The sequence below is a fragment of the Streptomyces sp. NPDC047880 genome, assembly GCF_040706515.1.
In the GTDB taxonomy this organism is placed as follows: domain Bacteria; phylum Actinomycetota; class Actinomycetes; order Streptomycetales; family Streptomycetaceae; genus Streptomyces.
On record NZ_JBEZOK010000005.1, the window covers coordinates 43,428 to 63,623 of the forward strand.

The 20,196-nt window shown below is 70.4% G+C and carries 24 protein-coding genes; 13 read left to right on the top strand and 11 right to left on the bottom strand.

The annotated features are described in order from the left end of the window. Positions 1-114 precede the first annotated feature (114 nt). Positions 115-1,146 (top strand): cellulase family glycosylhydrolase, encoded by a 1,032-nt coding sequence (locus AB0937_RS09860; protein ID WP_366710717.1) that lies wholly within the window; start codon positions 115-117, stop codon positions 1,144-1,146. Positions 1,147-1,213: 67 nt separating this feature from the next. On the opposite strand, the gene AB0937_RS09865 is transcribed toward AB0937_RS09860, so the two are convergent. Next, positions 1,214-3,292 carry a pectinesterase family protein gene (locus AB0937_RS09865; protein ID WP_366710718.1) on the bottom strand — a complete coding sequence of 693 codons (2,079 nt, stop codon included), beginning with the start codon at positions 3,290-3,292 and terminating at the stop codon, positions 1,214-1,216. A gap of 159 nt (positions 3,293-3,451) precedes the next feature. Next, the gene (locus AB0937_RS09870) at positions 3,452-3,715 is read right to left on the bottom strand and encodes a hypothetical protein (protein ID WP_366710720.1); all 264 of its coding nucleotides are present in this window, start codon (positions 3,713-3,715) and stop codon (positions 3,452-3,454) included. Between the two features lie 138 nt (positions 3,716-3,853). Between AB0937_RS09870 and AB0937_RS09875 the strand changes: the two genes are divergently transcribed. The 3 genes from AB0937_RS09875 to AB0937_RS09885 all read left to right on the top strand — a co-directional run bounded on the left by AB0937_RS09875 (position 3,854) and on the right by AB0937_RS09885 (position 5,994). Continuing rightward, entirely contained in the window at positions 3,854-4,675 is an 822-nt protein-coding gene (locus tag AB0937_RS09875; RefSeq protein WP_366710722.1) for a helix-turn-helix transcriptional regulator, read from the top strand. Next, the gene (locus tag AB0937_RS09880; RefSeq protein ID WP_366710723.1) at positions 4,672-4,902 is read left to right on the top strand and encodes a DUF397 domain-containing protein; all 231 of its coding nucleotides are present in this window, start codon (positions 4,672-4,674) and stop codon (positions 4,900-4,902) included. The genes AB0937_RS09875 and AB0937_RS09880 overlap by 4 nt, the downstream gene beginning before the upstream one ends. 246 nt (positions 4,903-5,148) lie before the next feature. Then, entirely contained in the window at positions 5,149-5,994 is an 846-nt protein-coding gene (locus AB0937_RS09885) for a hypothetical protein (protein ID WP_366710724.1), read from the top strand. On the opposite strand, the gene AB0937_RS09890 is transcribed toward AB0937_RS09885, so the two are convergent. The 8 genes from AB0937_RS09890 to AB0937_RS09925 all read right to left on the bottom strand — a co-directional run bounded on the left by AB0937_RS09890 (position 5,958) and on the right by AB0937_RS09925 (position 13,947). Beyond that, positions 5,958-7,760: an HEXXH motif domain-containing protein gene (locus tag AB0937_RS09890; protein ID WP_366710725.1), complete on the bottom strand. Its 1,803-nt coding sequence runs from the start codon at positions 7,758-7,760 to the stop codon at positions 5,958-5,960. The two genes, AB0937_RS09885 and AB0937_RS09890, sit on opposite strands and share 37 nt — an antisense overlap. A gap of 55 nt (positions 7,761-7,815) precedes the next feature. Continuing rightward, complete coding sequence (locus AB0937_RS09895; RefSeq protein WP_366710727.1) at positions 7,816-8,073, bottom strand: hypothetical protein; 258 nt, start codon at positions 8,071-8,073, stop codon at positions 7,816-7,818. A 125-nt stretch (positions 8,074-8,198) separates the two neighbouring features. Next, the gene (locus AB0937_RS09900) at positions 8,199-9,656 is read right to left on the bottom strand and encodes a HAMP domain-containing sensor histidine kinase (protein WP_366710728.1); all 1,458 of its coding nucleotides are present in this window, start codon (positions 9,654-9,656) and stop codon (positions 8,199-8,201) included. After that, positions 9,653-10,390 carry a response regulator transcription factor gene (locus AB0937_RS09905; RefSeq protein WP_366710729.1) on the bottom strand — a complete coding sequence of 246 codons (738 nt, stop codon included), beginning with the start codon at positions 10,388-10,390 and terminating at the stop codon, positions 9,653-9,655. The genes AB0937_RS09900 and AB0937_RS09905 overlap by 4 nt, the downstream gene beginning before the upstream one ends. A gap of 204 nt (positions 10,391-10,594) precedes the next feature. Continuing rightward, positions 10,595-10,834 (bottom strand): hypothetical protein, encoded by a 240-nt coding sequence (locus AB0937_RS09910; protein WP_366710731.1) that lies wholly within the window; start codon positions 10,832-10,834, stop codon positions 10,595-10,597. A gap of 31 nt (positions 10,835-10,865) precedes the next feature. Next, a complete protein-coding gene (locus AB0937_RS09915) occupies positions 10,866-11,885 on the bottom strand; it encodes a trypsin-like peptidase domain-containing protein (RefSeq protein ID WP_366710732.1) in 1,020 nt (339 codons plus the stop codon). A gap of 122 nt (positions 11,886-12,007) precedes the next feature. After that, positions 12,008-13,030 (bottom strand): LacI family DNA-binding transcriptional regulator, encoded by a 1,023-nt coding sequence (locus tag AB0937_RS09920; RefSeq protein ID WP_234845557.1) that lies wholly within the window; start codon positions 13,028-13,030, stop codon positions 12,008-12,010. Positions 13,031-13,158: 128 nt separating this feature from the next. Beyond that, the gene (locus AB0937_RS09925; protein ID WP_366710733.1) at positions 13,159-13,947 is read right to left on the bottom strand and encodes a response regulator transcription factor; all 789 of its coding nucleotides are present in this window, start codon (positions 13,945-13,947) and stop codon (positions 13,159-13,161) included. A gap of 172 nt (positions 13,948-14,119) precedes the next feature. On the opposite strand from AB0937_RS09925, the gene AB0937_RS09930 reads away from it, so the two are divergent. The 9 genes from AB0937_RS09930 to AB0937_RS09970 all read left to right on the top strand — a co-directional run bounded on the left by AB0937_RS09930 (position 14,120) and on the right by AB0937_RS09970 (position 19,693). Beyond that, a complete protein-coding gene (locus AB0937_RS09930; protein WP_366710735.1) occupies positions 14,120-14,971 on the top strand; it encodes an alpha/beta fold hydrolase in 852 nt (283 codons plus the stop codon). 38 nt (positions 14,972-15,009) lie between these two features. Continuing rightward, entirely contained in the window at positions 15,010-15,264 is a 255-nt protein-coding gene (locus AB0937_RS09935; RefSeq protein WP_234845559.1) for a MoaD/ThiS family protein, read from the top strand. A gap of 2 nt (positions 15,265-15,266) precedes the next feature. Then, positions 15,267-16,388, top strand: a complete 1,122-nt coding sequence (locus AB0937_RS09940; RefSeq protein WP_366710736.1) for a hypothetical protein — start codon at positions 15,267-15,269, stop codon at positions 16,386-16,388. 164 nt (positions 16,389-16,552) lie between these two features. Further along, positions 16,553-17,290 (top strand): DUF2993 domain-containing protein, encoded by a 738-nt coding sequence (locus tag AB0937_RS09945; RefSeq protein ID WP_366710737.1) that lies wholly within the window; start codon positions 16,553-16,555, stop codon positions 17,288-17,290. A gap of 252 nt (positions 17,291-17,542) precedes the next feature. Next, a complete protein-coding gene (locus tag AB0937_RS09950; RefSeq protein WP_350310325.1) occupies positions 17,543-17,623 on the top strand; it encodes a putative leader peptide in 81 nt (26 codons plus the stop codon). A gap of 137 nt (positions 17,624-17,760) precedes the next feature. Further along, positions 17,761-18,606, top strand: coding sequence for a sulfurtransferase (locus tag AB0937_RS09955; RefSeq protein WP_366710739.1), 846 nt, complete (start codon positions 17,761-17,763; stop codon positions 18,604-18,606). Positions 18,607-18,645: 39 nt separating this feature from the next. Next, positions 18,646-18,933, top strand: a complete 288-nt coding sequence (locus tag AB0937_RS09960) for a DUF1416 domain-containing protein (protein ID WP_003991226.1) — start codon at positions 18,646-18,648, stop codon at positions 18,931-18,933. Positions 18,934-19,019: 86 nt separating this feature from the next. Beyond that, positions 19,020-19,280 carry a DUF3099 domain-containing protein gene (locus tag AB0937_RS09965; RefSeq protein ID WP_366710741.1) on the top strand — a complete coding sequence of 87 codons (261 nt, stop codon included), beginning with the start codon at positions 19,020-19,022 and terminating at the stop codon, positions 19,278-19,280. A gap of 38 nt (positions 19,281-19,318) precedes the next feature. Then, positions 19,319-19,693: a VOC family protein gene (locus AB0937_RS09970; protein ID WP_366710742.1), complete on the top strand. Its 375-nt coding sequence runs from the start codon at positions 19,319-19,321 to the stop codon at positions 19,691-19,693. Here the strand turns inward: AB0937_RS09970 and AB0937_RS09975 are convergent. Beyond that, positions 19,687-20,049, bottom strand: a complete 363-nt coding sequence (locus AB0937_RS09975) for a DsrE family protein (protein WP_366710744.1) — start codon at positions 20,047-20,049, stop codon at positions 19,687-19,689. The genes AB0937_RS09970 and AB0937_RS09975 overlap by 7 nt on opposite strands. Positions 20,050-20,196: the final 147 nt, after the last annotated feature.

Genomic DNA, 20,196 nt, shown 5'->3' on the forward strand with positions numbered 1-20,196 from the left:
TGAAACTTTGTGTGCAGAAGTGTTGACCTCTGTTCGAGTCCCCTTCTAGTTTCGTGCTCCACTGAGCGGCCTCCTGCGGCCGTTCGCCTTCGCACCTGCTCAGAAGGGGATGTCGTGTCCGACAAGAACCAGCGCGGGACAGCCGGCGTGGGGGCGCTGCTGGCCTGCGTCACGGCATTCGGCGGAGCGTTCGCCTCCCCCGCGGCCGCCTCTCCCGCTCACCGTCCGGCCCCGCCGCCCGTCAGCGACTTCAAGGGCGTCAACTGGGCGGACCCGCGTGACAACTACGCCCATGACGCGGTCGTGCCCTCGGGTCTGTCCACCGCCGACGGCTACGCCACCACCTACGCCAAGTCCGAGGCGATCATCGGCGGGTTCTCCGGGCTGGGCGCCAACACCGTCCGCCTCCCGGTGAACCCGGCATCGGTGAACGGGCCGTTCTGGAAGTCGTACCGGGGCGCGATCGACGCCGCCACCGACAAGGGCTTCAAGGTCATCCTCGGCTACTGGGAGGCCGACGACGCCAAGGACGGCAAGATCGACGACCAGGCGTCCTGGGACCGGATGTGGGCGCGGATCACGTCCGCCTACGCCCGCAACTCCAAGGTGTACTTCGAGCCGATGAACGAGCCGTTCGGCTACACCGCCCAGGAGTGGACCGACACCGCCGCGAAGTGGGTGGACACCCACGCGAACGTGCCCCGCGACCGGGTCCTGATCGGCGGCTACAAGTACAGCGAGGACGTCAAGCCGGTCTGCGCCGACCCGCGCCTCAAGGGCGTCCGGCTGGCCCTGCACAACTACGGCTTCTGGCACACCGACTGGACCAGCGTCGACCAGTGGAAGCAGGACTTCAAGGCGCGCATCGGTGACTGTGCCTCGCGCACGATCCTCGACGAGTTCGGCGCCTCGATGACCACCGGCCTGGACTACAACGGCCCGGTGGGCACGTCCAACGAGGTCGCCTACATACAGGCCGCGACCGACACCATCCGGGAGCTCGGGCTGGGCTCGGTCTACTGGCCCGGCCTGCGCAACGGTGACACCTACTCCCTCACCACGCTCCAGGGCACGGGCACGAACCTCAGCCTGACGGTCAACAACCAGAGCGGCCTGGACCGGCTGCACTACGCCTGGAAGCAGTGAGCCCCCCCGATGTGGTGGCCCTTCCGGGTCCGGCGCCGCTCGTCAGCCGGACCCGGAAGGGAGCCGTTCAGGACGCCGAAGGCGTCCATCCCGCGAGCCAGTCCGCGACCTCCTGGTTCGCGGCCTGCGCGTCGGTCAGGTGCGGGCGGTCGGCGCTCGCCCGGCCCGCACCGGGGCCGTGGTTGCCGTACTCGGCGAACCGGTCGTCCTTCCAGGAGAACCCGCTCATGTCGGTCCACGGGGCCGACTTGATCGCGTTGCTCAGGTTGGTGTTGCGGACCGTGGTCTGCGGATCGAGGGACGCGTCCCCGCCGGCGTGCCAGGGCCGGCCGAGGTGGAAGCTCCCGGCCGACACGTCGCCGTTCACCGTGGAGTCGGCGATCAGGAAGCCCTTGCGGTTCGCTGCGGTGCTCGGCGCTGTGACGTACCCGGCCGAGGTGCCGTTCCAGCGCTTCTTCAGCGTGATCACGGACTTGTCGACGACGGCCGTGGCCCGGCCGAAGATGAAGTCGACGTTGCCGATGACGTAGGAGTTGCCGACGTAGACCCGGCCCAGCCGGTCCTTCGACGCGGTGTCGAGCAGCAGGGTGTCCTGGTCCCCGCTGACGATGATCCCGTCGAGGAACACCCTGTCGGCGGCGGTCCGCAGGGCGACGGCCTGCTGGTCCTTGATGTTCTGGTTGGCCTTCTCGTCGAAGTCGTTGGAGATGGTCAGGTTGCGCGCCTGGAAGTCGTCGGCCTCGACGGCGACGGTGGCGCTGCCGCCCGTGCCGTAGGTGCCGCCGCCGGGCTTGGGGGTTCCCGACGCGTTGTTGTAGACGATCGTGGTGTCCTTGCGGCTGCCGCCGGTGCCCTGGATGGTGACGTGCGGCTTGTTGGAGGGCACCTTCACCAGTTCGCGGTACGTCCCCGGCTTCACGGCGATCACCACGCGCGAGGGGTTGTTCGCCGGTACGGCGTTCACGGCGGCCTGCACGGTGCGGTACTGGCCGCTGCCGTCCGCCGCGACGGTGAGGGTGGTGGCGGCCGCGGCCCTGGTGGAGGCGGTGGTCGTGGCGGTGCCGAGGGAAGCGCGGGGCCCGGTACCGGACTTGAGGATCGTCGGGAGGTCGGCGGCGCGGTCGAGGGTGTACGGGTAGTAGGCCTTCGGATCGAAGGCGCTCCCGCCGCTCTCGTTGCGCCCGCTGGTGCCGGAGAAGACGTTGCCGCGCTGCACGATCGCCGCGCCGCTGTCCTTGATCACCGGGTTCCTGATGCCCTGGAAGCAGGAGTTCTCCAGCACCATCTTCGTCCTGCCGCGCGCGTAGTTCCCGTACGACGAGCCGATGCCCGTGTTCGGCGCGTCCTCCAGGAAGTTGTTGTAGAGGTGCGCGTGGGCGGCGTTGTCCGTGGAAGGGTTGCGCTGCTCGGTCTCGCGGATCCAGTTGTGGTGGATCGTGATGTCGGTCTTGACGTTCTCGGTCCAGCCGATGCCGAAGGTCTTGTTGTTGTCGCTCAGCTTGTTCCAGGAGACGGTGACGTTCGTCGAGTCCTTGCGGACGTCGATGAGCCCGTCGGCCATGTGCCGCAGGTCGTTGTGATCGATCCATACGTGATGGGCGCCGTCCATCTGGATCGCGTCGAAATCGTGGTCCTTGTCGTTCCAGATCCCCTGGTACGCGTCCCGGACGGTCAGGTTCCGGATGATCACGTTGTGCACGCCCTGGCCGAGGAAGAACCCGCCGCCGACGATGTGCCCGGCGGTCCCCTGGCCCACGATGGTCTTGTCGGACTGGACCTTGATCTCTTTGCCTGCGGGGTTCATGTTGATGACCCCGGCGACGACGATGACGTACGGCTGGGTCGCGGTGGCGTACTTCTCCAGCTCGGCCTGCGTCTTCACGGTGACGACCTGGCCACCGCGCCCGCCGTACGTCCCGTTCTGCCCGAGGGAGTTGACGGAGGCGAACCCGTCGGCGGTGTCGGCGGCCCAGGCGGGGGCGGCGGCGGAGGCGGCGGAGGCCTGCAGTGCGGTGGAGCCCAGAACGCCGAGGTCGCCGCCGCAGGCGAAGGCGCCGGCGGCGGTCAGGGTCAGGGGGACCCCGACCGCCACGGCGGTACGGCTTCTGCGGCGACGGTGCTGGGCTGTGCTGCGTGGCTCACTCATGCGGCGATCCGTTCCGTGTGGGGGAATGACCGCTGACCAGTCGCCGCACCACGCGGAAAGGTTGCCGGGTTGCCCGCCCTACGCGGTGCGGGACTCGGGGGCGAGCCGGGTCCGGCGGTAGCGGGTCCCCGCGCCGGTGAGCAGACCGGCGAGGGCGGCTCATCGGTTGTCGCGGCCGCGACTGGCGGCGATCCGCAGCACGTCGCCCAGGGACTCCACGGACCGGGTCAACGCGAACCGCACGGCGCGTTCACCGGCCTTGGGGTCGTGCAGTACGGCTCCGGCGCCCGCGAGGACGGTTTCGGCGGACGCCAGCTGGGCGGCCTCGATGTCGTCGGCGAGTCGGGAGACCAGGCTGTCGGGGTCGTCGGTGGAGAGGTAACAGGCCTTGCCGTCGGCGCCGGTCCAGGGGAGCAGCCTCATGCGCGGACCTCCAGGGCGAGCAGAAGAGGTGTGTGACGAGCGGTGATCACCGTTCGTGCTCACATCGTCACCGGTTGCCCGTACGCTGCGGAAGAGGCCAGGTGTTGTCCGGGCGCTCAGGCAACGGGGAGGGGTGACGTGGGAGAAGTGGTTGACGGCGGGCGGGAGGTCCTGGGGCGGACGCTGAGGTTCCTGCGGGAGCAGGCGGGCAAGTCGCTGGGGCAGTTGTCCGAAGAGACCGGTTACGACAAGAGCTACTTGAGCCGCCTGGAGAAGGGGGACCGGCTGTCCAAGCTGGCGGTCATGGAGGACCTGGACAGTTACTACGGCTCTGCTGATCTGCTGGTTCGTGAGTGGCGGAACGCGCGCAGGGAGGTCATCAAGGACAAGTACAAGGCATTCATGGACCTTGAGGCGACAGCGCAGATCATGTGGATGTTCCAGCTGCGCGTGCCGGGCCTCTTGCAGACGGAGGACTATGCCCGAGCGGTGTTGTCAGGGTTGTCCGGCGCCCAGACAACGGCAGGCAACAGTGAGGAAGTCGAGGAACAGGTGGCTGCGCGGATGGGGCGGCAGGAGTTGCTGTGCCGTGAGTCGGCGCCGGACGTGCGGGTGATCCTGGACGAAGTTGCTCTGCGGCGCTCTGTCCCTGACAGCAAGGTGTGGGCGGAGCAGTTGTCGCACCTCTTGGACGCGGCCGAGTTGCCCAACGTCGCGATCCAGGTGCTGCCCTTCCGCGCCGGGGTGCACGACTTGATGGACAGCCACCTCTGGCTGTTCTGGCGGCGTGGTGGTGATCCGGTCGCCTGGACGGAGGGCATTGGCTTCGGAGAGTTGATCACGGAAGCGGACAAGGTCATGCGCATCCGTTTGTCCTACGATCGCGTCAGGGACGCGGCGCTGACTCCCGTGGAGTCGACGGCGTTCATCAAGCGCCTTCTTGAGGAGTGCAGAGAATGAACCAAGCCCCCGACAACACCGCCGCCGCGTGGCGCAAGTCGTCCTATAGCGACGGGGGCGGCACAAACTGCCTGGAGGTCGCCGACGGCCACCCCGGCGTCGTCCCCGTCCGCGACAGCAAAATCCCGGACAGCCCGGTACTCGTGTTCGGCGTGAACCCTTGGGCGTCGTTCCTGGCCGGCGTCAAAAACGAGAGCTCGGTTCGCACCTCCAGGGGAACCGGCTGAACAACAGGTCCGCCAGGGTTGTGGCGGCGCTGTGGTGCGGCCATGGCTGGGGTGCCTCGGATGTTGGCGCACGCCAACGCTCGACATGCATCGAGACGCCCGTGATTGCGCCGTTGCTGCGGGGCAGCCTCTTGAGGGAACGGCCGCGTGTCGGCCATGGCCTCGGGGGTGTTCGCGGTGAGCAGACCACAACGTTCAGAGGGGGTCAGCGCTGCGCTCGCCGCATTCGTCTCCGCGGTGCTCTCCGTGGTTCTCACCATCGCGGGAACTCTGGTCGGCCTGAGCTCCGACGCCTCCAAAAGCGCCGTTTTCCTTGTACTGACCTGGGTGCTGATCGTCACGTCCATCGCTACGGGCGGGGCCGCGCTGTGGTTGCTGGCCGATTCCGTCCGGAAGCAGGTGCGGGCGCTGGCCCACCTGCGAGAGCTCGACGCCTACGTCCCGCAGCTCATACGGTTCCGCCGTAGGCACGACACCTTCGTCATCGATTCAGGGGGTGATGCGTCGGTCCAGATGGCGTGTGAGGTGGAGTCCCCTGAGGCGGCCGTTGTGCCCTGGCTGTTGTTCACGATGATCGCGGAGGTGCCCGAGGATCGTCCGGAGTGGTCGAGCATCGTGGTGCGGCGCGTGTGCGTGGACGGAGTGGAGTCCGATCCGGCGGTGGCCTTCGTCAAACGGCACAGACAGATTCTCGTCGACAGCTCCAGCATCAACGGGCGTGCGGTGGAGGTGGGAGCGGTACGCGTGCCGGTGTCCCTCGGCATGGGGCGAACGCGGTGCTCCTTCGAAGTCGAGCTCGACCTGATCGGGGCTTTCGCCTTCATCGACCGTGAGGAGAAGTGCTACACGGATGTCCTTCACGTCACCGATGAGCTGAGGGTCACGATCAAGGGCAAGGACGGGCTCAGGGTCTCCTGCTCGCCGTACTCCCACTATCGGGTGCAGGCGTCTCATCTCGGCATGGAGATGCCCGACCTGCCGGAGTCGCAGTTGCAGTCCGCCTACTGCCAGTCGGTCGACGGTGTTCGCTGGACCACCGGCAACGCCAAGCTCGGCTACCGGTACGCCATCGCCGTACGAGGGCAGGGCTGAACGCTCGCGAGGTCGGGCCATCGCGTCGCCATCCAGGTGGCCAGCGCATCCGGCTCCGGCGACTCTCCGGTCTCGCGCAGCATCCGGTGAACTGCCCGGACGAGGGCCGGTCGCCGCAGAAGCAGCGTGGGACCTGGGCCGGGTTGAGCGGACGCCCAGGCGAGGGCGAAGCCGGTCCAGGCGGAGTCCGGAGAGACAGCCAGTTCGGCACGGTACGCGTGCTGGCTGTCGGCGTGCCGGCCCGCGGCAAGAGCTAGATCTCCTGGAGTTGCCTCGGCTTCCAGCGTGCCGAAGTCCTTGTCGGTGATGCCTCCTTCGACCGAGCGGCGGATCAGGTCCGCACGCGTGCGGGGCCAGGGAACGTTCCGTTCGGCGAGAAGGGTGTCCGCCAGCGGACAGCCCTCGCTCTGAAGGGTTTCCCGGAAGCCCTCGGAGTCAGTCCGAATGGTGCGGGCGATCCTCTCCACCAATGCCGCGTCGGGCCGCAGATAGTGCGACCGCCAGTGCGTTTCGTGATCGTTCGCCACAGTCGTGGCAGCCATGGTGACCTCTGCGGGGAATGGTTCGTCCTGCCAGGAGAGAAGTTGCGTCCCCACTCCCTCGAAGAACCGTCTGCCCGTTTCGGTGAGAGCGGGATCCCTCAGCAGTACATCCAGCGCCCGGCATGTCGGGCCGTGCCATCGGATGTACTCGAAAGCCGCAGTGCGACGCAGTCGTTCGTCAGGAGAGCCGGCCAGGGCGCGCCAGAACCGGGCTACGCCGAAGAAGGCGTAGATGCCCTGGATGATGCCTGCGACAGGCCGGGGGTCGTCACGCCACGGAGCATAGAAACGTGGCTCCGGGTCGTTGTTGTGCAACGCGACGAGGTGAATGAGTCCTCCCAGCAGGATGTGCTGGGACTCGTGCACCAGAGTGGCGGCCAGAGCGGCGGGATCCCTGGGCAGCGACATGAGCACGCCCCCGAACGCCTCTCCACTGGAAGCACTGGAGACGAGGAAACGGCCGAGAGGAGGCAGCGGCACCAAGGCGTCCAACGCCGCGCCAAGGGCACGCGCCTGCTCGGGAAGATGGATGCAGACGATGCTCCAGGCCTCCGTCAGCAGGTACTGCCAGCGTCGCGCCTCGACGGAGCCGATCCGGTCGGGTGGAAGAGGGCCGCTGAAGCCGCGGTAGGGATCGAGGTCGTCGAGGTGCAGAGAGAGGGCCGGCTGGTCCGGGCGCGTGCGGATGTGAAGTCGACGCAGGCCCCACCAGCCCTGAACATCCTCGGTGGGGTCGTCGGGCAGAACCACGACGGCCTGGCCGACGCTGATCTCGGTGTGCCCGGCGGATGACCGGATCTCGGCAAGAGACCACGGTGTCGCGGGCGCCCCCGCCCCGTCGGGGACGTACGCCATACCGAGCGTCGGCAAGGACACCATGCCGTTTCGTGCAGGCACAGACAGCCGTACGTCCAGCCCGGCACGTAACGCCGCGGCGGCGGCGACGCTGTTGAGGTGTCCCAGATGCGCCCACAGCGGGGAGGGCTCCGTAGCCCGCACCCGCAGCCGGCGCAAGGTGTGCCCCGCCCAGCCGCTGACGTAGGGATAGGCCAGTACCGCGTCGAGCACGTCCGGCGCCGACCGCTGGACTCGGTCCAGCAGAACCCACGCGGAGTTCAGCGATGTGAGATCCCCTGGGGCCTCAGGGTTTCGTTCGACTTCGTCCAGGATCGCGCGCAGCACCAGAAGGGTGCGGCTGCGTTCGGAGCACCGCAGAGCGCGCACGGACTCAGGTCCTGCGTGCCCGCGGGCGAGTGCGTCGAAGGTGTCCCAGGAGAGTTCATGGTGTGCCCAGTGCAAGCCGGACTCCCGGGGTCAGTCGAATCGGGCCGCAGGGCCGCCCCCCCGGGCCCTCACCGCCGCCTCTGAACACGGCGGGCGCACGATCGGCCTGTGCGGTGATCAGGTCCAGGGCGCGATCCATGTCCTGGCCCGTATGGTCGCGCAGCTCCGAGAACGTGAACGCGCTGAGGTCGGGAAGCTCCGTTTGCACGGAGTCCTGCGGTGCACCCAGCGGTGCGTTCATCTGTGCGGTCATGAAAGGTCCACTTTCTTCCGCGTAGACAGAGCCACACTGGAGTCTCCAGTTGTCCATCCCGAGTATGAACAAGGGTTCTGGCTCCCGGAAGTCTTACGTGAGCCGAAAGCCGGCCGTGGTGTCCGTCAAGGCACCTCGGGCGGCGGCACAGCCGCCCCCGGCAGCCGTACCGTCGCCACCGTGCCGCCGCCGTCCGCCGGGGAGAGGGACACCTCGCCGCCCGCCTGCTGCACCGTGCGGGCCACGATCGACAGGCCCAGGCCCGAGCCCGGCAGGGCTCGTGCGCTCGGGGAGCGCCAGAAGCGGTCGAAGACGTGGGGGAGTTCCTCGGCGGGGAGGCCCGGGCCGTGGTCGCGGACCGTGAGGACGCCCCCGGTCAGGCGGACTTCGATCGTGCCGCCCTCCGGGCTGAACTTCACCGCGTTGTCCAGGATGTTGACCACCGCCCGTTCCAGCGCGGAGGGTTCCGCGCGGACGAACCAGGGCTCGATGTCCGCCGTGATCGTCAGCTCCGGGCCCCGCAGCCGCGCCCGCCGCAGCGCCGACTCGACCGTGTCCTGCCAGGCGACGATCTGCGTCCGGCCCCCGTGCTGGCCCGTGTCGGGACGGGACAGTTCCTGGAGGTCGCCGATGAGCGCGGCCAGCTCCGTCATCTGCGCCTTCACCGACGCGAGCAGCGCCTTGCGGTCCGCCTCGGGGATGGGCCGGCCCATCTCCTCGCTGCGGGTGAGGAGTTCGATGTTGGTGCGGAGGGAGGTGAGCGGGGTGCGCAGTTCGTGTCCGGCGTCCGCGATGAGCTGCTGTTGCAGCTCCTGGGAGCTGGCCAGCGCCGACGTCATCGAGTTGAAGGACCGGGACAGGCGGGCGACCTCGTCCTCGCTGTCGTCCTCCACGGGGATGCGGATGTTCAGGTCCTCCGTGCGGGCCACGTGCTCGACGGCCTCGGTCAGCTTGTCGACGGGGCGCAGCCCGGCCCGGGCGACGGCCAGGCCGGCGGCTCCGGCGCCGATGACCCCCACGCCGGACACCAGGAGGAGGATCAGGGCCAGCTCGTTGAGCGTGGACTGCGTTCCCTTGAGCGGCAGGGCGATGACGAGGGAATAGTCGGCGGCGACGCCCTGCGTCAGGGACCCGTCCCTGACGACGACCGCCGTGGTCAGCACCCGCAGCTTGTTGCCGTGGTCGTCGGTGCCGTCGCGGATGTGGGCCCGGTTCGGATCGGGATCCTTGGCCACGGCCTTGTCGTCGCCGCCGACCTGCACCTGCCCCGTGGAACTCGGGAAGAGGCACACCTTGCCGTCGACGCGGACCAGCTGCCCGTAGCTCTTGGGCCGCGACCCCATGCCCAGTGAGTCGGACGGCGTCTGGCGGCAGTTGTCCGTGAGGCCCTGGACCTCCTCCGGGCGCAGCGGTCCGACCGAGGACTTCAGGTCGTTGTCGATCTCGTCGTACAGCTTCCCCTGCACGATGAACCAGCACGTCACGGAGACCGCCGCCACGGCGAACGCCACCGCCGCCGCCACGAGCAGCGCCAGCCGGGAGCGGATCGGCAGGGAGCGGAAGCGGCGTACGGCCTTGTTCACTCGGCGCCGCCCTGCCGCAGCACGTAACCGACGCCCCGCACCGTGTGCACCAGCCGCGGCTCCCCGCCCGCCTCGGTCTTGCGGCGCAGGTACATCACGTACACGTCCAGGGAGTTCGACGACGGCTCGAAGTCGAAGCCCCAGACCGCCTTGAGGATCTGCTCCCGGGTGAGGACCTGGCGCGGGTGCGCCATGAACATCTCCAGGAGTGTGAACTCGGTCCGGGTCAGCTCCACTTGGCGCCCGCCGCGGGTGACCTCCCGCGTCGAGAGGTCCATGCGCAGGTCGGCGAAGGCGAGTGCGTCCTCGTCGGCCGGGTCGGCCGCGCCCACGGCGGTGGCGTAGGAGCTGCGGCGCAGCAGGGCGCGGATGCGGGCGAAGAGTTCGTCCAGCTCGAAGGGCTTGACCAGGTAGTCGTCGGCGCCCGCGTCGAGGCCGGTGACCCGGTCGCCGACCGTGTCGCGGGCCGTGAGCATCAGGATCGGCGTGGTGTCGCCGGTGGCGCGGATGCGGCGCGCCGCCGTCAGGCCGTCCATGCGCGGCATCTGGATGTCGAGGACCACGAGGTCGGGCCGGTAGGCCGCCGCCTTGTCCAGGGCGTCCGCGCCGTCGACGGCGACCTCGGTCCCGTACCCCTCGAACGCGAGGCTGCGCTGGAGCGCTTCGCGTACGGCCGGCTCGTCGTCGACGATCAGGATGCGCTGCGGGTCACGGTCGCCGTCTGCGGGGCTCATGGGTCGGGGTCCTCGGGGTGAAAGGGGACGGGGGTGCTGCTCTGACGCTCTCAGCGTCCCACGCCGGCAGGCCGCGCCGGGAGGAGAGCCTGCCCGGGGGCGAGGGGTCTGGGGCGGGAGGAGCGCCTGCCCGGAGCCGGGTGGGGCGGGGTGCCGGGGGCCGGGAGGGGCGCTGGCCCGGGGGCGGGACGTGCCAGGGGCGCGTCAGCCTCGTACCGGTCGGCGGCCGGCCCGTGCGGACCGGCTCGCCCTCCTGGGCGTCGGCCCACCCGCCGACGTGAGCTCCGCCGCCCGGCCCGCCGACGTGAGCTCCGCCGCCCGGCCCGTCGGTGTGAGCTCCGCCGCCCGGCCCGTCGGCGCGTGCAGGGCGTACGCCACCGCCAGGGCCGGTCCCACCGCCGCCGGGTCCTCGCCCGGCTCCGTGTGCACCACCTGCTGGATCATCGCCGTACTCCTCGCCGTCAGGTGCTCGGACTCAGTCGGTCGACCCCGCCCGCAGCTTCGCGAGGTCGGCCTTGACGGTGTTGATCGGGATGGCGAAGCCCAGGCCGACACTGCCGGCGTCGGAGGACGAGGAGGCCTGGCCGGCCGGCGAGTACATCGCGGAGTTGATCCCGATGATGTTGCCGTTCATGTCGATCAGCGCACCGCCGGAGTTGCCCGGGTTGAGGGACGCGTCGGTCTGGAGCGCCTTGTACGTCGTCGTGTCGGAGCCGGTGTCGCCGTTGAACTGGCGGCCGCCGAACTCGAACGGCCACTGGTCGCCCTGCCCCTGGCCCTGCCCCCACTGCTGCTGGCCCTGGTCCTGGCCCCCCTGGGTCGGGACGGTGACGTCGCGGTCGAGGGCCGAGACGATGCCGCTGGTGACCGTGCCGGACAGCCCCTCGGGGGAGCCGATCGCCACGACCTGGTCGCCGACCTGGAGCCCGGCCGAGTCGCCGAGCGTGGCCGCCTTCAGGCCGGAGGCGTTCTCCAGCTTGATCAGCGCCAGGTCCTTCTTGCTGTCGGTGCCGACGACCTTCGCGGTGTACGACTTGCCGTCGCTGGTCGTCGCCTTGATCTGCGAGGCCCCGGCGATGACGTGGTTGTTGGTGACGATCTCGCCGCCGCTGGTGATGATCACGCCGGAGCCGGTGGAGGAGCCCGCGTTGGAGTCGGCGCTGATCTCGACGATGCTCGGGCTGACCGCCTTGGCGACCCCGGCGACCGTGCCCTTCTGGCTGGAGGGGACCACGTGGGTGCTGGTGGAGCTGGAGGCGACGGTGTCGTCGCCGGTCAGTTCCTGGATGCCGTAGGCGGTGCCGCCGCCTATCGCCGCCGCGACGATCGCCACGGCGGCGATCAGGGCGACGGGGCCGCGATTGCGCTTCTTCGGATGCGGAGCATGCGCCGGGGCGTACGCCGGCGGGGGCGGCCACTCGGGGTTCACCGGGGCCTGCTGCTGACCCGCGTAGGGGTTCTCGTACTCGCCACTGCGGTGGAAGCTCTCGGTCATGGAACCGAGCTTGTCGCCCGACCATGAGAGCTTCCTGAGTGCTCCCTGAGAAGCCCGACAGAACCTCGTATGCCCGATGTAAAGACGCCCGCCGCCCGGAGGCCGCGGTCCACCGCCGGAGGTTACGCGCAGCCGCAGGACTGCCGGGTGACCAGCCGCGAGGGGAAGACCTTCAGCCGCTCCCGCCGGGCCCCGGCGACCCGCAGCCCGTCGTCGAGGACGAGGTCGACGGCCGCCCGGGCCATCGCGGAACGGTCGGACGCGACCGTGGTCAGGGGCGGGTCCGCGAGGGCCGCCTCCTTGATGTCGTCGAAGCCGGCCACCGCCAGCTCGCCGGGGACGTCGATCCGCAGCTCGCGCGCCGCGCGCAGCAGACCGATCGCCTGGTCGTCGGTGGAGCAGAAGATCGCCGGCGGGCGCTCGGGGCCGGAGAGGATCTTCAGGGCGGCCTGGTAGGCGTCGTAGCGGTTGTAGAGGGCCTCGAAGAGGCGGCCCTCCGTGGAGATCCCGGCGTCGTCCATCGCGCGGCGCCAGCCCTCGACGTGGTCGGAGACCGGGTCGCCGACCGCGGGCGTCTCGGCTATGCCGCCCATACAGGCGACGTACTCGTAGCCGTGCTCCAGCAGGTGCCGGACGGCGAGCTCGGCGCCGCCCAGGTCGTCGGTGGTGACGGCGACGTCGTCGATGGCCTCGGGCCGCTCGTGCAGCAGCACGACGCGGGCGTCCCAGGCCTCGATCTCGGCGGCGGCCAGGTCGTTGAGCGCGTGACTGACGAGGATCAGGCCGGAGACCCGCATGCCCAGGAAGGCCCGCAGGTAGTGCACCTCGCGTTCGCCGACGTAGTCCGTGTTGCCGACGAGGACCATCTTCCCGCGCTCGGAGGCGGCCTGCTCGACCGCGTGCGCCATCTCCCCGAAGAAGGGCTGGCGGGCGTCCGGGATGATCAGGCCTATGAGGTCCGTGCGCCGGGAGGCCATCGCCTGGGCCACCCGGTCGGGCCGGTACCCCAGTTCCTTGATCGCGGCGAGGACACGCTCGCGCGTGGCCGGGGCGACCGGCCGGGGTCCGTTGTTGATGACATAGCTGACCACGGCAGTGGAAGTCCCTGCCAGCCGCGCCACGTCATCCCGAGTCACCTTGGCCACGCGCGGAGTCTACGCGGATATACCGGCTGTGGGCAGGGCGTAAAGGAGGTTCCGTACGATATCCCGACCGCCGTCCGGGACACCCTGTGCGAGGAGCGGTGCCCAGGCCGGCGGGGCAATACGCCTCTTTACGCCTTGGCGCGGGCGCCGGCGGCGTCCGGGGCGGCCGACTTGTCCTCGGTGTCCTGTTTCGCGCTGGCCGCCTTGGCCTTCGCCTCCTCGGCGGCGCGCTCCATCTTCTCCGGCTTCTCCGGCGTAACGAATCGATAACCGACGTTCCGGACGGTGCCGATCAGCGACTCGTGCTCCGGGCCGAGCTTGGCGCGCAGCCGCCGTACGTGCACGTCGACCGTGCGCGTACCGCCGAAGTAGTCGTAGCCCCAGACCTCCTGGAGCAGCTGGGCGCGGGTGAAGACCCGGCCGGGGTGCTGGGCGAGGTACTTCAGGAGCTCGAACTCCTTGAAGGTGAGGTCGAGGACGCGGCCCTTGAGCTTCGCCGAGTACGTCGCCTCGTCCACCGACAGGTCGCCGTTGCGGATCTCCATCGGGGAGTCGTCGCTGACGATCTGCTGCCGTCCCATGGCCAGCCGCAGCCGCGCCTCGACCTCCGCCGGGCCGGCGGTGTCCAGCAGGACGTCGTCGATGCCCCAGTCCGCGGTGACGGCGGCGAGGCCTCCCTCGGTGACGACCAGGACGAGCGGGCAGCCCGGTCCGGTGGAGCGCAGCAGCTGGCACAGGCTGCGGACCTGTGGCAGGTCACGGCGGCCGTCGACGAGGATGACGTCGGCGCCGGGGGTGTCGACGAGGGCGGGGCCCTCCGCGGGCGCCACACGCACGTTGTGCAGGAGCAGGCCGAGGGCGGGGAGCACCTCCGTCGACGGCTGGAGGGCATTGGTCAGGAGCAGCAGAGAACTCATATGTCTGGTTCCTCCTCGGTCCCTGCGAGGACGTTTGTTGGCACAGCACCGCTCTGCGATCCCGAAGGCCCCGTACACCTGCGGTTTCCCGCGTCGTATACAACGCTTCCGAAAGCACAAAAGGACCCGGGGGCTTCGCTGCCCGAGTCCTCTGCCCAGCAGAATAGCCCACATGAGCTCCGGTCGGGCAGGTCATGTGGCGCGTTCCACCGATCGTCCGCATGCCGAGACGAGTGGGGGAAAGCCTGTGCGGATGCTTTCGAGAGCGTTTCTGCGGACGTCCGACGGTGTCGCGATCGACACCCTGTACGAGCCGGGAGCGGCCGTGCACGACACCTCGGGGACGCCTTCCGCTCATCCCGTGTTCGTCGTCGCCCACGGGTTCACGGGCGCGGTGGACCGCCCGCACGTGCGCCGGATCGCCCAGGCGTTCGCGCGGTACGGGGGCGTGGTCACCTTCTCCTTCCGCGGGCACGGGATGTCCGGCGGGCACTCCACGGTCGGCGACCGGGAGGTGCTCGACCTGGCGGCGACGGTGGCCTGGGCGCGCGGCCGCGGGCACGCGCGGGTGGTGACCGTGGGCTTCTCGATGGGCGGCTCGGTGGTGCTCCGGCACGCGGCGCTGCACCCGGGGCAGTCCGACGCGGTGGTGTCGGTCAGCTCGCCGGCCCGCTGGTACTACCGGGGGACCGCGCCCATGCGGCGGCTGCACTGGCTGGTGACCCGGCCCGAGGGGCGGATCGTCGGCCGGTACGGCTTCCGTACGCGCATCCACCACCGGGACTGGAACCCGGTGCCCCTCTCGCCCGTGGAGGCGGTGCCGAGGATCGCCCCCGTCCCGCTGCTGATCGTGCACGGCGACGCCGACGGCTACTTCCCCGTCGACCATCCGCGGATGCTGGCCGCGGCCGCCGGTGACCAGGGCGAACTGTGGCTGGAGCCGGGCATGGGGCACGCCGAGCACGCGACGGGCGACGAACTGCTGGCCAGGATCGGGGAGTGGGGCGTCGCCCGGGCGGGCTAGCCTGACGGGGTTCACCGTCGAATTCATTGAGGAAGCAGATGCCAAAGGTCACGGTGCGCTACTGGGCCGCCGCCAAGGCCGCGGCCGGGGTGGCCGAGGAGCCGTACGAGGCGGTCACGCTCGCCGAGGCGCTCGACGGGGTGCGCGAGCGCCACCCCGGCGAACTCGAGCGCGTTCTGCGCCGGTGCTCGTTCCTCGTGGACGGTGACCCGGTGGGCACCCGCGGACATGAGACGGTACGGCTGGCCGACGGCGGCACGGTCGAGGTGCTCCCGCCGTTCGCAGGAGGGTGACGATGACCGACCAGCCGAACCAGCCCCACCAGCCGTACGACGGCTACGGCCCCTACGGGCAGCAGCCGCAGGCGTGGCCCGGGCAGGGACCCCAGGGGTACGAGGACCCGCACGCCGCTCAGCAGTACACGCAGCAGTGGCAGGGACAGACCTGGGAGACGCAGAACCACCGGCAGGTGGCCGCGCAGGCGCCGGACCCGGAGACGGCGATCCTGACGCCCCAGTCGTCCCGATCACCCCGGTCTCCCCAGAACCCCGGGATCCCGCAGCCCCCGCAGGGGCACGCGGCCCAAGCCCACGCCCCGGCCCCGGCCGACGCCGCCGGCACCTCCGCTCCCGGCTACGGCCCCGCCACCGTCGGCGGCAACACGCGCGTCACGGACGCGCAGCGGGCCCGGGCGGAGGGGCGCTCCCCGGTCATCGAGCCCGGCATGCAGCCGGCCGCGCTGACGGCGCTGCTCGGGCTGCTGCTGGCCGGTGCCGCGGCGGTCGGGACGTACGCGCTGCTCGTGCCGCTGGTCGTCCTCCAGGCCGTCACGGCGGCCGGCTGGTTCCGGCTGAACGGCATGTGGCCCGCCCGGCAGGGCATCGCGCTGGGCTTCGCGGGCGCGCTGGCCGCCGACGCGGCGCTGCTGGCCTCGGACCGCTCGCCGGCGGCGATCCTGGGCACGCTCGGGGTGTGGGTGCTGCTGGCGCTGGTCCTCCAACTGCGCTCGCACGCCGACCCGGACGAGCGGATGTACGGCCTGATGGCGACGGTCGCCGCCTCGGCGCTGGCGATCGTGGCCGGCGGGTACCTCGCGGCAGCCGCGGACGCGGTGACGGTAGGCGCGGTGGCCGTGGCGGTGGCCGTCCCGGCCCGCGCCCTGTCGCTGCCGACCCCGGCCTCGGTCGTCGTGTCCCTCCTCGCGGCGGCGGGCGCGGGCGTCGCGGCCGGTGCGATCACGGACCTCGGCACCTCGGGAGCCCTCCTCGGCGCGGGCGCCGCCGCCTGCGCCCTGATCGGCCACCGGGTCGCGAGCTACGACTACCCGTCCCGCTTCGTCCACTTCACGGCTGGCGTCGCCCTGCCGTTGGCGGCGGCGGCACCGGCGGTGTACGTCCTGGGCCGGGCGCTGGCGTAACCCGCGGTCATGGAGGTCCGCAGGCGCGGAGGCCCGGATGCCGGGCCTCCGCGCCTGTCACAGGTGATCAACAATTCCGCGGTCCCCCTTCCCCTCGGCGTTACCCTCGCGCAAGGGACGGCCACCGGGTCGTCGAAGCACCGGACCGGTGGGGGACACACCGCATGCGCGCACTGCGAATACTGCTGATCTTCGTCGTGATCCTGGGTGGGCTCTTCGTGATCGCCGACCGCATCGCGGTGAACTTCGCCGAGGACGAGGCCGCCGACCGGCTGAAGACGACGGAGAACCTGTCGTCCACCCCCGACGTGTCGATCAAGGGCTTCCCGTTCCTCACCCAGGTCGCCGGCGGTTCCCTGGACGACATCGAGGTCGGGATCAAGGACTACGAGGCCGCCGCGGGCAACGACGGCCGGAAGATCCGTATCGACGACCTCCGGGCCGACATGAAGGGCGTCGAGTTCTCCGGCGACTACAGCTCCGCCACCGCCACCAGCGCGACCGGCACCGCGACCATCGCCTACGACGAGCTGCTGAAGACGGCGAAGTCCGAACCCACGCAGGTCGCCCCGGGCGTCACCGCCAACGTCGTGGGCCTCTCCGACGGCGGCAACGGCAAGATCAAGGTCACCGTCGAGGCCACGGTCCTCGGCACCAAGCTCCCCGAGCCGATCTCCGTGCTCAGCTCGGTGAAGGTGGACGACGGCACCGTCCGCGTGCACGCCGACGGCCTGCCCAGGTTCGGCGGCGTCGACATCGCCGAGAACCGCGTCCGGGCGATCACCGACTTCCAGCAGAAGATCGACGGCCTGCCCGGCGGCATCAAGCTGGACACGGTCGAGGCCGCTCCGGACGGCGTCGAGATCACGGTGAAGGGTTCCGGCGTCCGGCTGGCCGGGTAGACAGGAGCACGGCGGGCCCACGGCCCTCCGGTGACGGCCCGCCCGTGGCGGCCCGACCAGGGCTGTCCGACCAGCACTGTCCGGTGGGCGAGACGGCGATGTCCGTAGCGTAGATGTGAGGGTGGACAGGGTCGGCCGGGGGCCGCGCGGTGACCGGCCCGGCAGCCTCTCGATCCCATATGGCGGATTGTGGCGTCTCAATATGCGACACGCCGGTGACACGCCCGCCAAACCGTCCCTACGATCGACGCTATGAAGCGACAGGCGGACCTCACGAAGCGGCGGGCAGTAGACCTGTGCCGCGTCGCCGCCATGCTCTGTCGCACCTTCTGAGCGATCGCGTCGGCAGTCGCGCCGGCGCGCGCATCCCCGCAGCCCTGCATCACGGGCACCCGTGCGCCGCCCTGCCTCAAGGGTGCGCCCTGCAGACCTCGCACGCCCCGCCGTAACTGCCCCGGAGGAGAAGAAGCATGAGCCGCAACGACGTCCTGGTTGACGCCGACTGGCTCCAGGAGCACCTGGACGACCCGACCATCGCCATCGTCGAGGTGGACGAGGACACGTCCGCCTACGAGAAGAACCACATCCGCAACGCCATCCGGATCGACTGGACGCAGGACCTGCAGGACCCGGTCCGCCGTGACTTCGTCGACCAGGAGGGCTTCGAGAAGCTCCTGTCCGACAAGGGCATCGGCAACGACCACACCGTGGTCCTCTACGGCGGCAACAACAACTGGTTCGCCTCCTACGCCTACTGGTACTTCAAGCTGTACGGCCACGACAGCGTCAAGCTCCTCGACGGCGGCCGCAAGAAGTGGGAGCTCGACGCCCGCGAGCTGGTCCCCGGCGACGAGGTGCCGGAGCGTCCGAAGACGGACTACAAGGCCAAGGCCCAGGACACCTCCATCCGTGCCTTCCGCGACGACGTCGTGGCCGCCATCGGTTCGCAGAACCTCGTCGACGTGCGTTCGCCCGACGAGTTCTCCGGCAAGCTGCTCGCCCCGGCCCACCTGCCGCAGGAGCAGTCCCAGCGTCCCGGCCACGTGCCGAGCGCCCGCAACATCCCGTGGTCCAAGAACGCCAACGACGACGGCACCTTCAAGTCGGACGAGGAGCTCAAGGAGCTCTACGCCGCGGAGAGCGTCGACCTGGCCAAGGACACCATCGCCTACTGCCGCATCGGTGAGCGCTCCGCGCTGACCTGGTTCGTGCTGCACGAGCTCCTCGGTGTGGAGAACGTCAAGAACTACGACGGCTCCTGGACCGAGTACGGCTCCCTCGTCGGCGTGCCGATCGAGCTCGGCGCCAACAAGTAAGCAACCCCGACCGACCTTTCCAGACTTCAGGAGTACGACATGTGCGGTGCGAAGGCCGGCGGCCCCGACGCCTCGACGATCAAGCCCGGTGAGACCACCATCCAGGGTCAGGTGACCAAGGACGGCGAGCCCGTGGTCGGCTACGTCCGTCTGCTGGACTCGACCGGCGAGTTCACGGCCGAGGTGCCGACCTCGGCGACCGGACAGTTCCGCTTCTACGCGGCCGAGGGCACCTGGACCGTCCGTGCCCTCGTGCCCGGCGCCACCGCCGACCGCACGGTCGTCGCCCAGCAGGGCGGCCTGGCGGAGGTCGCGATCGCCGTCTGACGGCGACCGGTCCTCGAAGGGCCGCACTCCCCGGGTTGGACACCTGGGGTGCGGCCCTTCGGCCTGCCCGGACCTACGCTGGAGACATGTACGCACGGCGGCGTCACACGTACTTCGCGATGATGGGCCTCTGCATCGGCCTCTTCGTGCTGGCCTGGGGTGTCGTGCGGCTGTGGTCGGTACCCGTCGCCGTCGGGATGTGCGTGGTCGCCATGGTCATCCCGCCCGTCGCGGCCATGGTCGCGAACCGGCGCGGGCCGGAGGACCGGTGGTGGGACGACCCCTCCGGGGATCCCCAGTCCGACGAGTGGTGGGACGAGCTGGACGGCAAGAAGCGCCGGCACTGACCGGCGTCCTCCCCGCCCGCCCGGGGTATCCGCGCCCCATGAGACTGACAGCGGCGGTCCTGGACGCCCCGAACGCCCGGGAGCTCGCCCACTTCCATCTGCGGCTGCTGCCCGGCTGGGGCGTCCGGCGGGACGAGGACGGCCCCGACTGGGTCCACATCCGGCCGCCCGGCGGCGGCACGGGGCCGGCCTTCCAGACGGAACCCGGCTACCGGCCACCGGTCCGGCCGAGCGAGCCGGACCGGCCGCGGATGATGGTGCACCCCGACCTCGAGGTCGACGACCTGGAGCGGGAGACCGCGCGGGCCGTCGCCGCCGGGGCGCGGCTCGCCGGGTACCAGCCGCAGGACGACGTCCGGGTGCTGCTGGATCCGGCAGGGCACCCGTTCTGCCTGTACTCGGAGTCTCAGTAGACGAGCGCCTGCGTCTCGTCCGCCATCGCCTCCTGGACGAAGACCTGCGCGCCCGCGATCCGGACGCCCTCGAGGACGTCCTGCTCCGTGATGTCGCGGCGGGCCGCGCACTGCGTGCAGAGGGTGACGCGGCCGGCCATGAGGAGGGAGTCCAGCAGGTCGGGCAGGGGAGCCGCGTGCGGCAGCTCGAACTCGGCGGCCCGGCCCGGCAGGGCGAACCAGGCGGACTCGCCCGTCAGCCACAGGGAGACGTCGACGCCGCTGGCGACGGCCACCGCCGCCACCGTGAACGCCTGGGAGCACCGCTCGGGGGCGTCCGCCCCGGCCGTCACCTTGATCACCAGCTTCTTCGCCATAGCCGGAATCGTAGTGCCGGAAGGGCCCGCGTAAGCTGGGCTCGGCCCTGTGCAACCGTTCGCACCCCCGCTCAAGGAGCACCCCGTGGAGATCTTCTTCGAAATCCTGTTGGTCCTGGTCGCCGTCGGCGTCCTCGCCTTCGCCGG

Coding starts and splice junctions, on each gene's coding strand:
- AB0937_RS09970 (WP_366710742.1), top strand. CDS start 19,319: ATGAGACTGACAGCGGCGGTCCTGGACGCCCCGAACGCCCGGGAGCTC.
- AB0937_RS09925 (WP_366710733.1), bottom strand. CDS start 13,947: ATGAGTTCTCTGCTGCTCCTGACCAATGCCCTCCAGCCGTCGACGGAG.
- AB0937_RS09910 (WP_366710731.1), bottom strand. CDS start 10,834: ATGATCCAGCAGGTGGTGCACACGGAGCCGGGCGAGGACCCGGCGGCG.
- AB0937_RS09965 (WP_366710741.1), top strand. CDS start 19,020: ATGTACGCACGGCGGCGTCACACGTACTTCGCGATGATGGGCCTCTGC.
- AB0937_RS09975 (WP_366710744.1), bottom strand. CDS start 20,049: ATGGCGAAGAAGCTGGTGATCAAGGTGACGGCCGGGGCGGACGCCCCC.
- AB0937_RS09895 (WP_366710727.1), bottom strand. CDS start 8,073: ATGACCGCACAGATGAACGCACCGCTGGGTGCACCGCAGGACTCCGTG.
- AB0937_RS09945 (WP_366710737.1), top strand. CDS start 16,553: ATGCGCGCACTGCGAATACTGCTGATCTTCGTCGTGATCCTGGGTGGG.
- AB0937_RS09865 (WP_366710718.1), bottom strand. CDS start 3,292: ATGAGTGAGCCACGCAGCACAGCCCAGCACCGTCGCCGCAGAAGCCGT.
- AB0937_RS09905 (WP_366710729.1), bottom strand. CDS start 10,390: ATGAGCCCCGCAGACGGCGACCGTGACCCGCAGCGCATCCTGATCGTC.
- AB0937_RS09915 (WP_366710732.1), bottom strand. CDS start 11,885: ATGACCGAGAGCTTCCACCGCAGTGGCGAGTACGAGAACCCCTACGCG.
- AB0937_RS09930 (WP_366710735.1), top strand. CDS start 14,120: ATGAGCTCCGGTCGGGCAGGTCATGTGGCGCGTTCCACCGATCGTCCG.
- AB0937_RS09940 (WP_366710736.1), top strand. CDS start 15,267: ATGACCGACCAGCCGAACCAGCCCCACCAGCCGTACGACGGCTACGGC.
- AB0937_RS09935 (WP_234845559.1), top strand. CDS start 15,010: ATGCCAAAGGTCACGGTGCGCTACTGGGCCGCCGCCAAGGCCGCGGCC.
- AB0937_RS09955 (WP_366710739.1), top strand. CDS start 17,761: ATGAGCCGCAACGACGTCCTGGTTGACGCCGACTGGCTCCAGGAGCAC.
- AB0937_RS09870 (WP_366710720.1), bottom strand. CDS start 3,715: ATGAGGCTGCTCCCCTGGACCGGCGCCGACGGCAAGGCCTGTTACCTC.
- AB0937_RS09960 (WP_003991226.1), top strand. CDS start 18,646: ATGTGCGGTGCGAAGGCCGGCGGCCCCGACGCCTCGACGATCAAGCCC.
- AB0937_RS09880 (WP_366710723.1), top strand. CDS start 4,672: ATGAACCAAGCCCCCGACAACACCGCCGCCGCGTGGCGCAAGTCGTCC.
- AB0937_RS09950 (WP_350310325.1), top strand. CDS start 17,543: ATGAAGCGACAGGCGGACCTCACGAAGCGGCGGGCAGTAGACCTGTGC.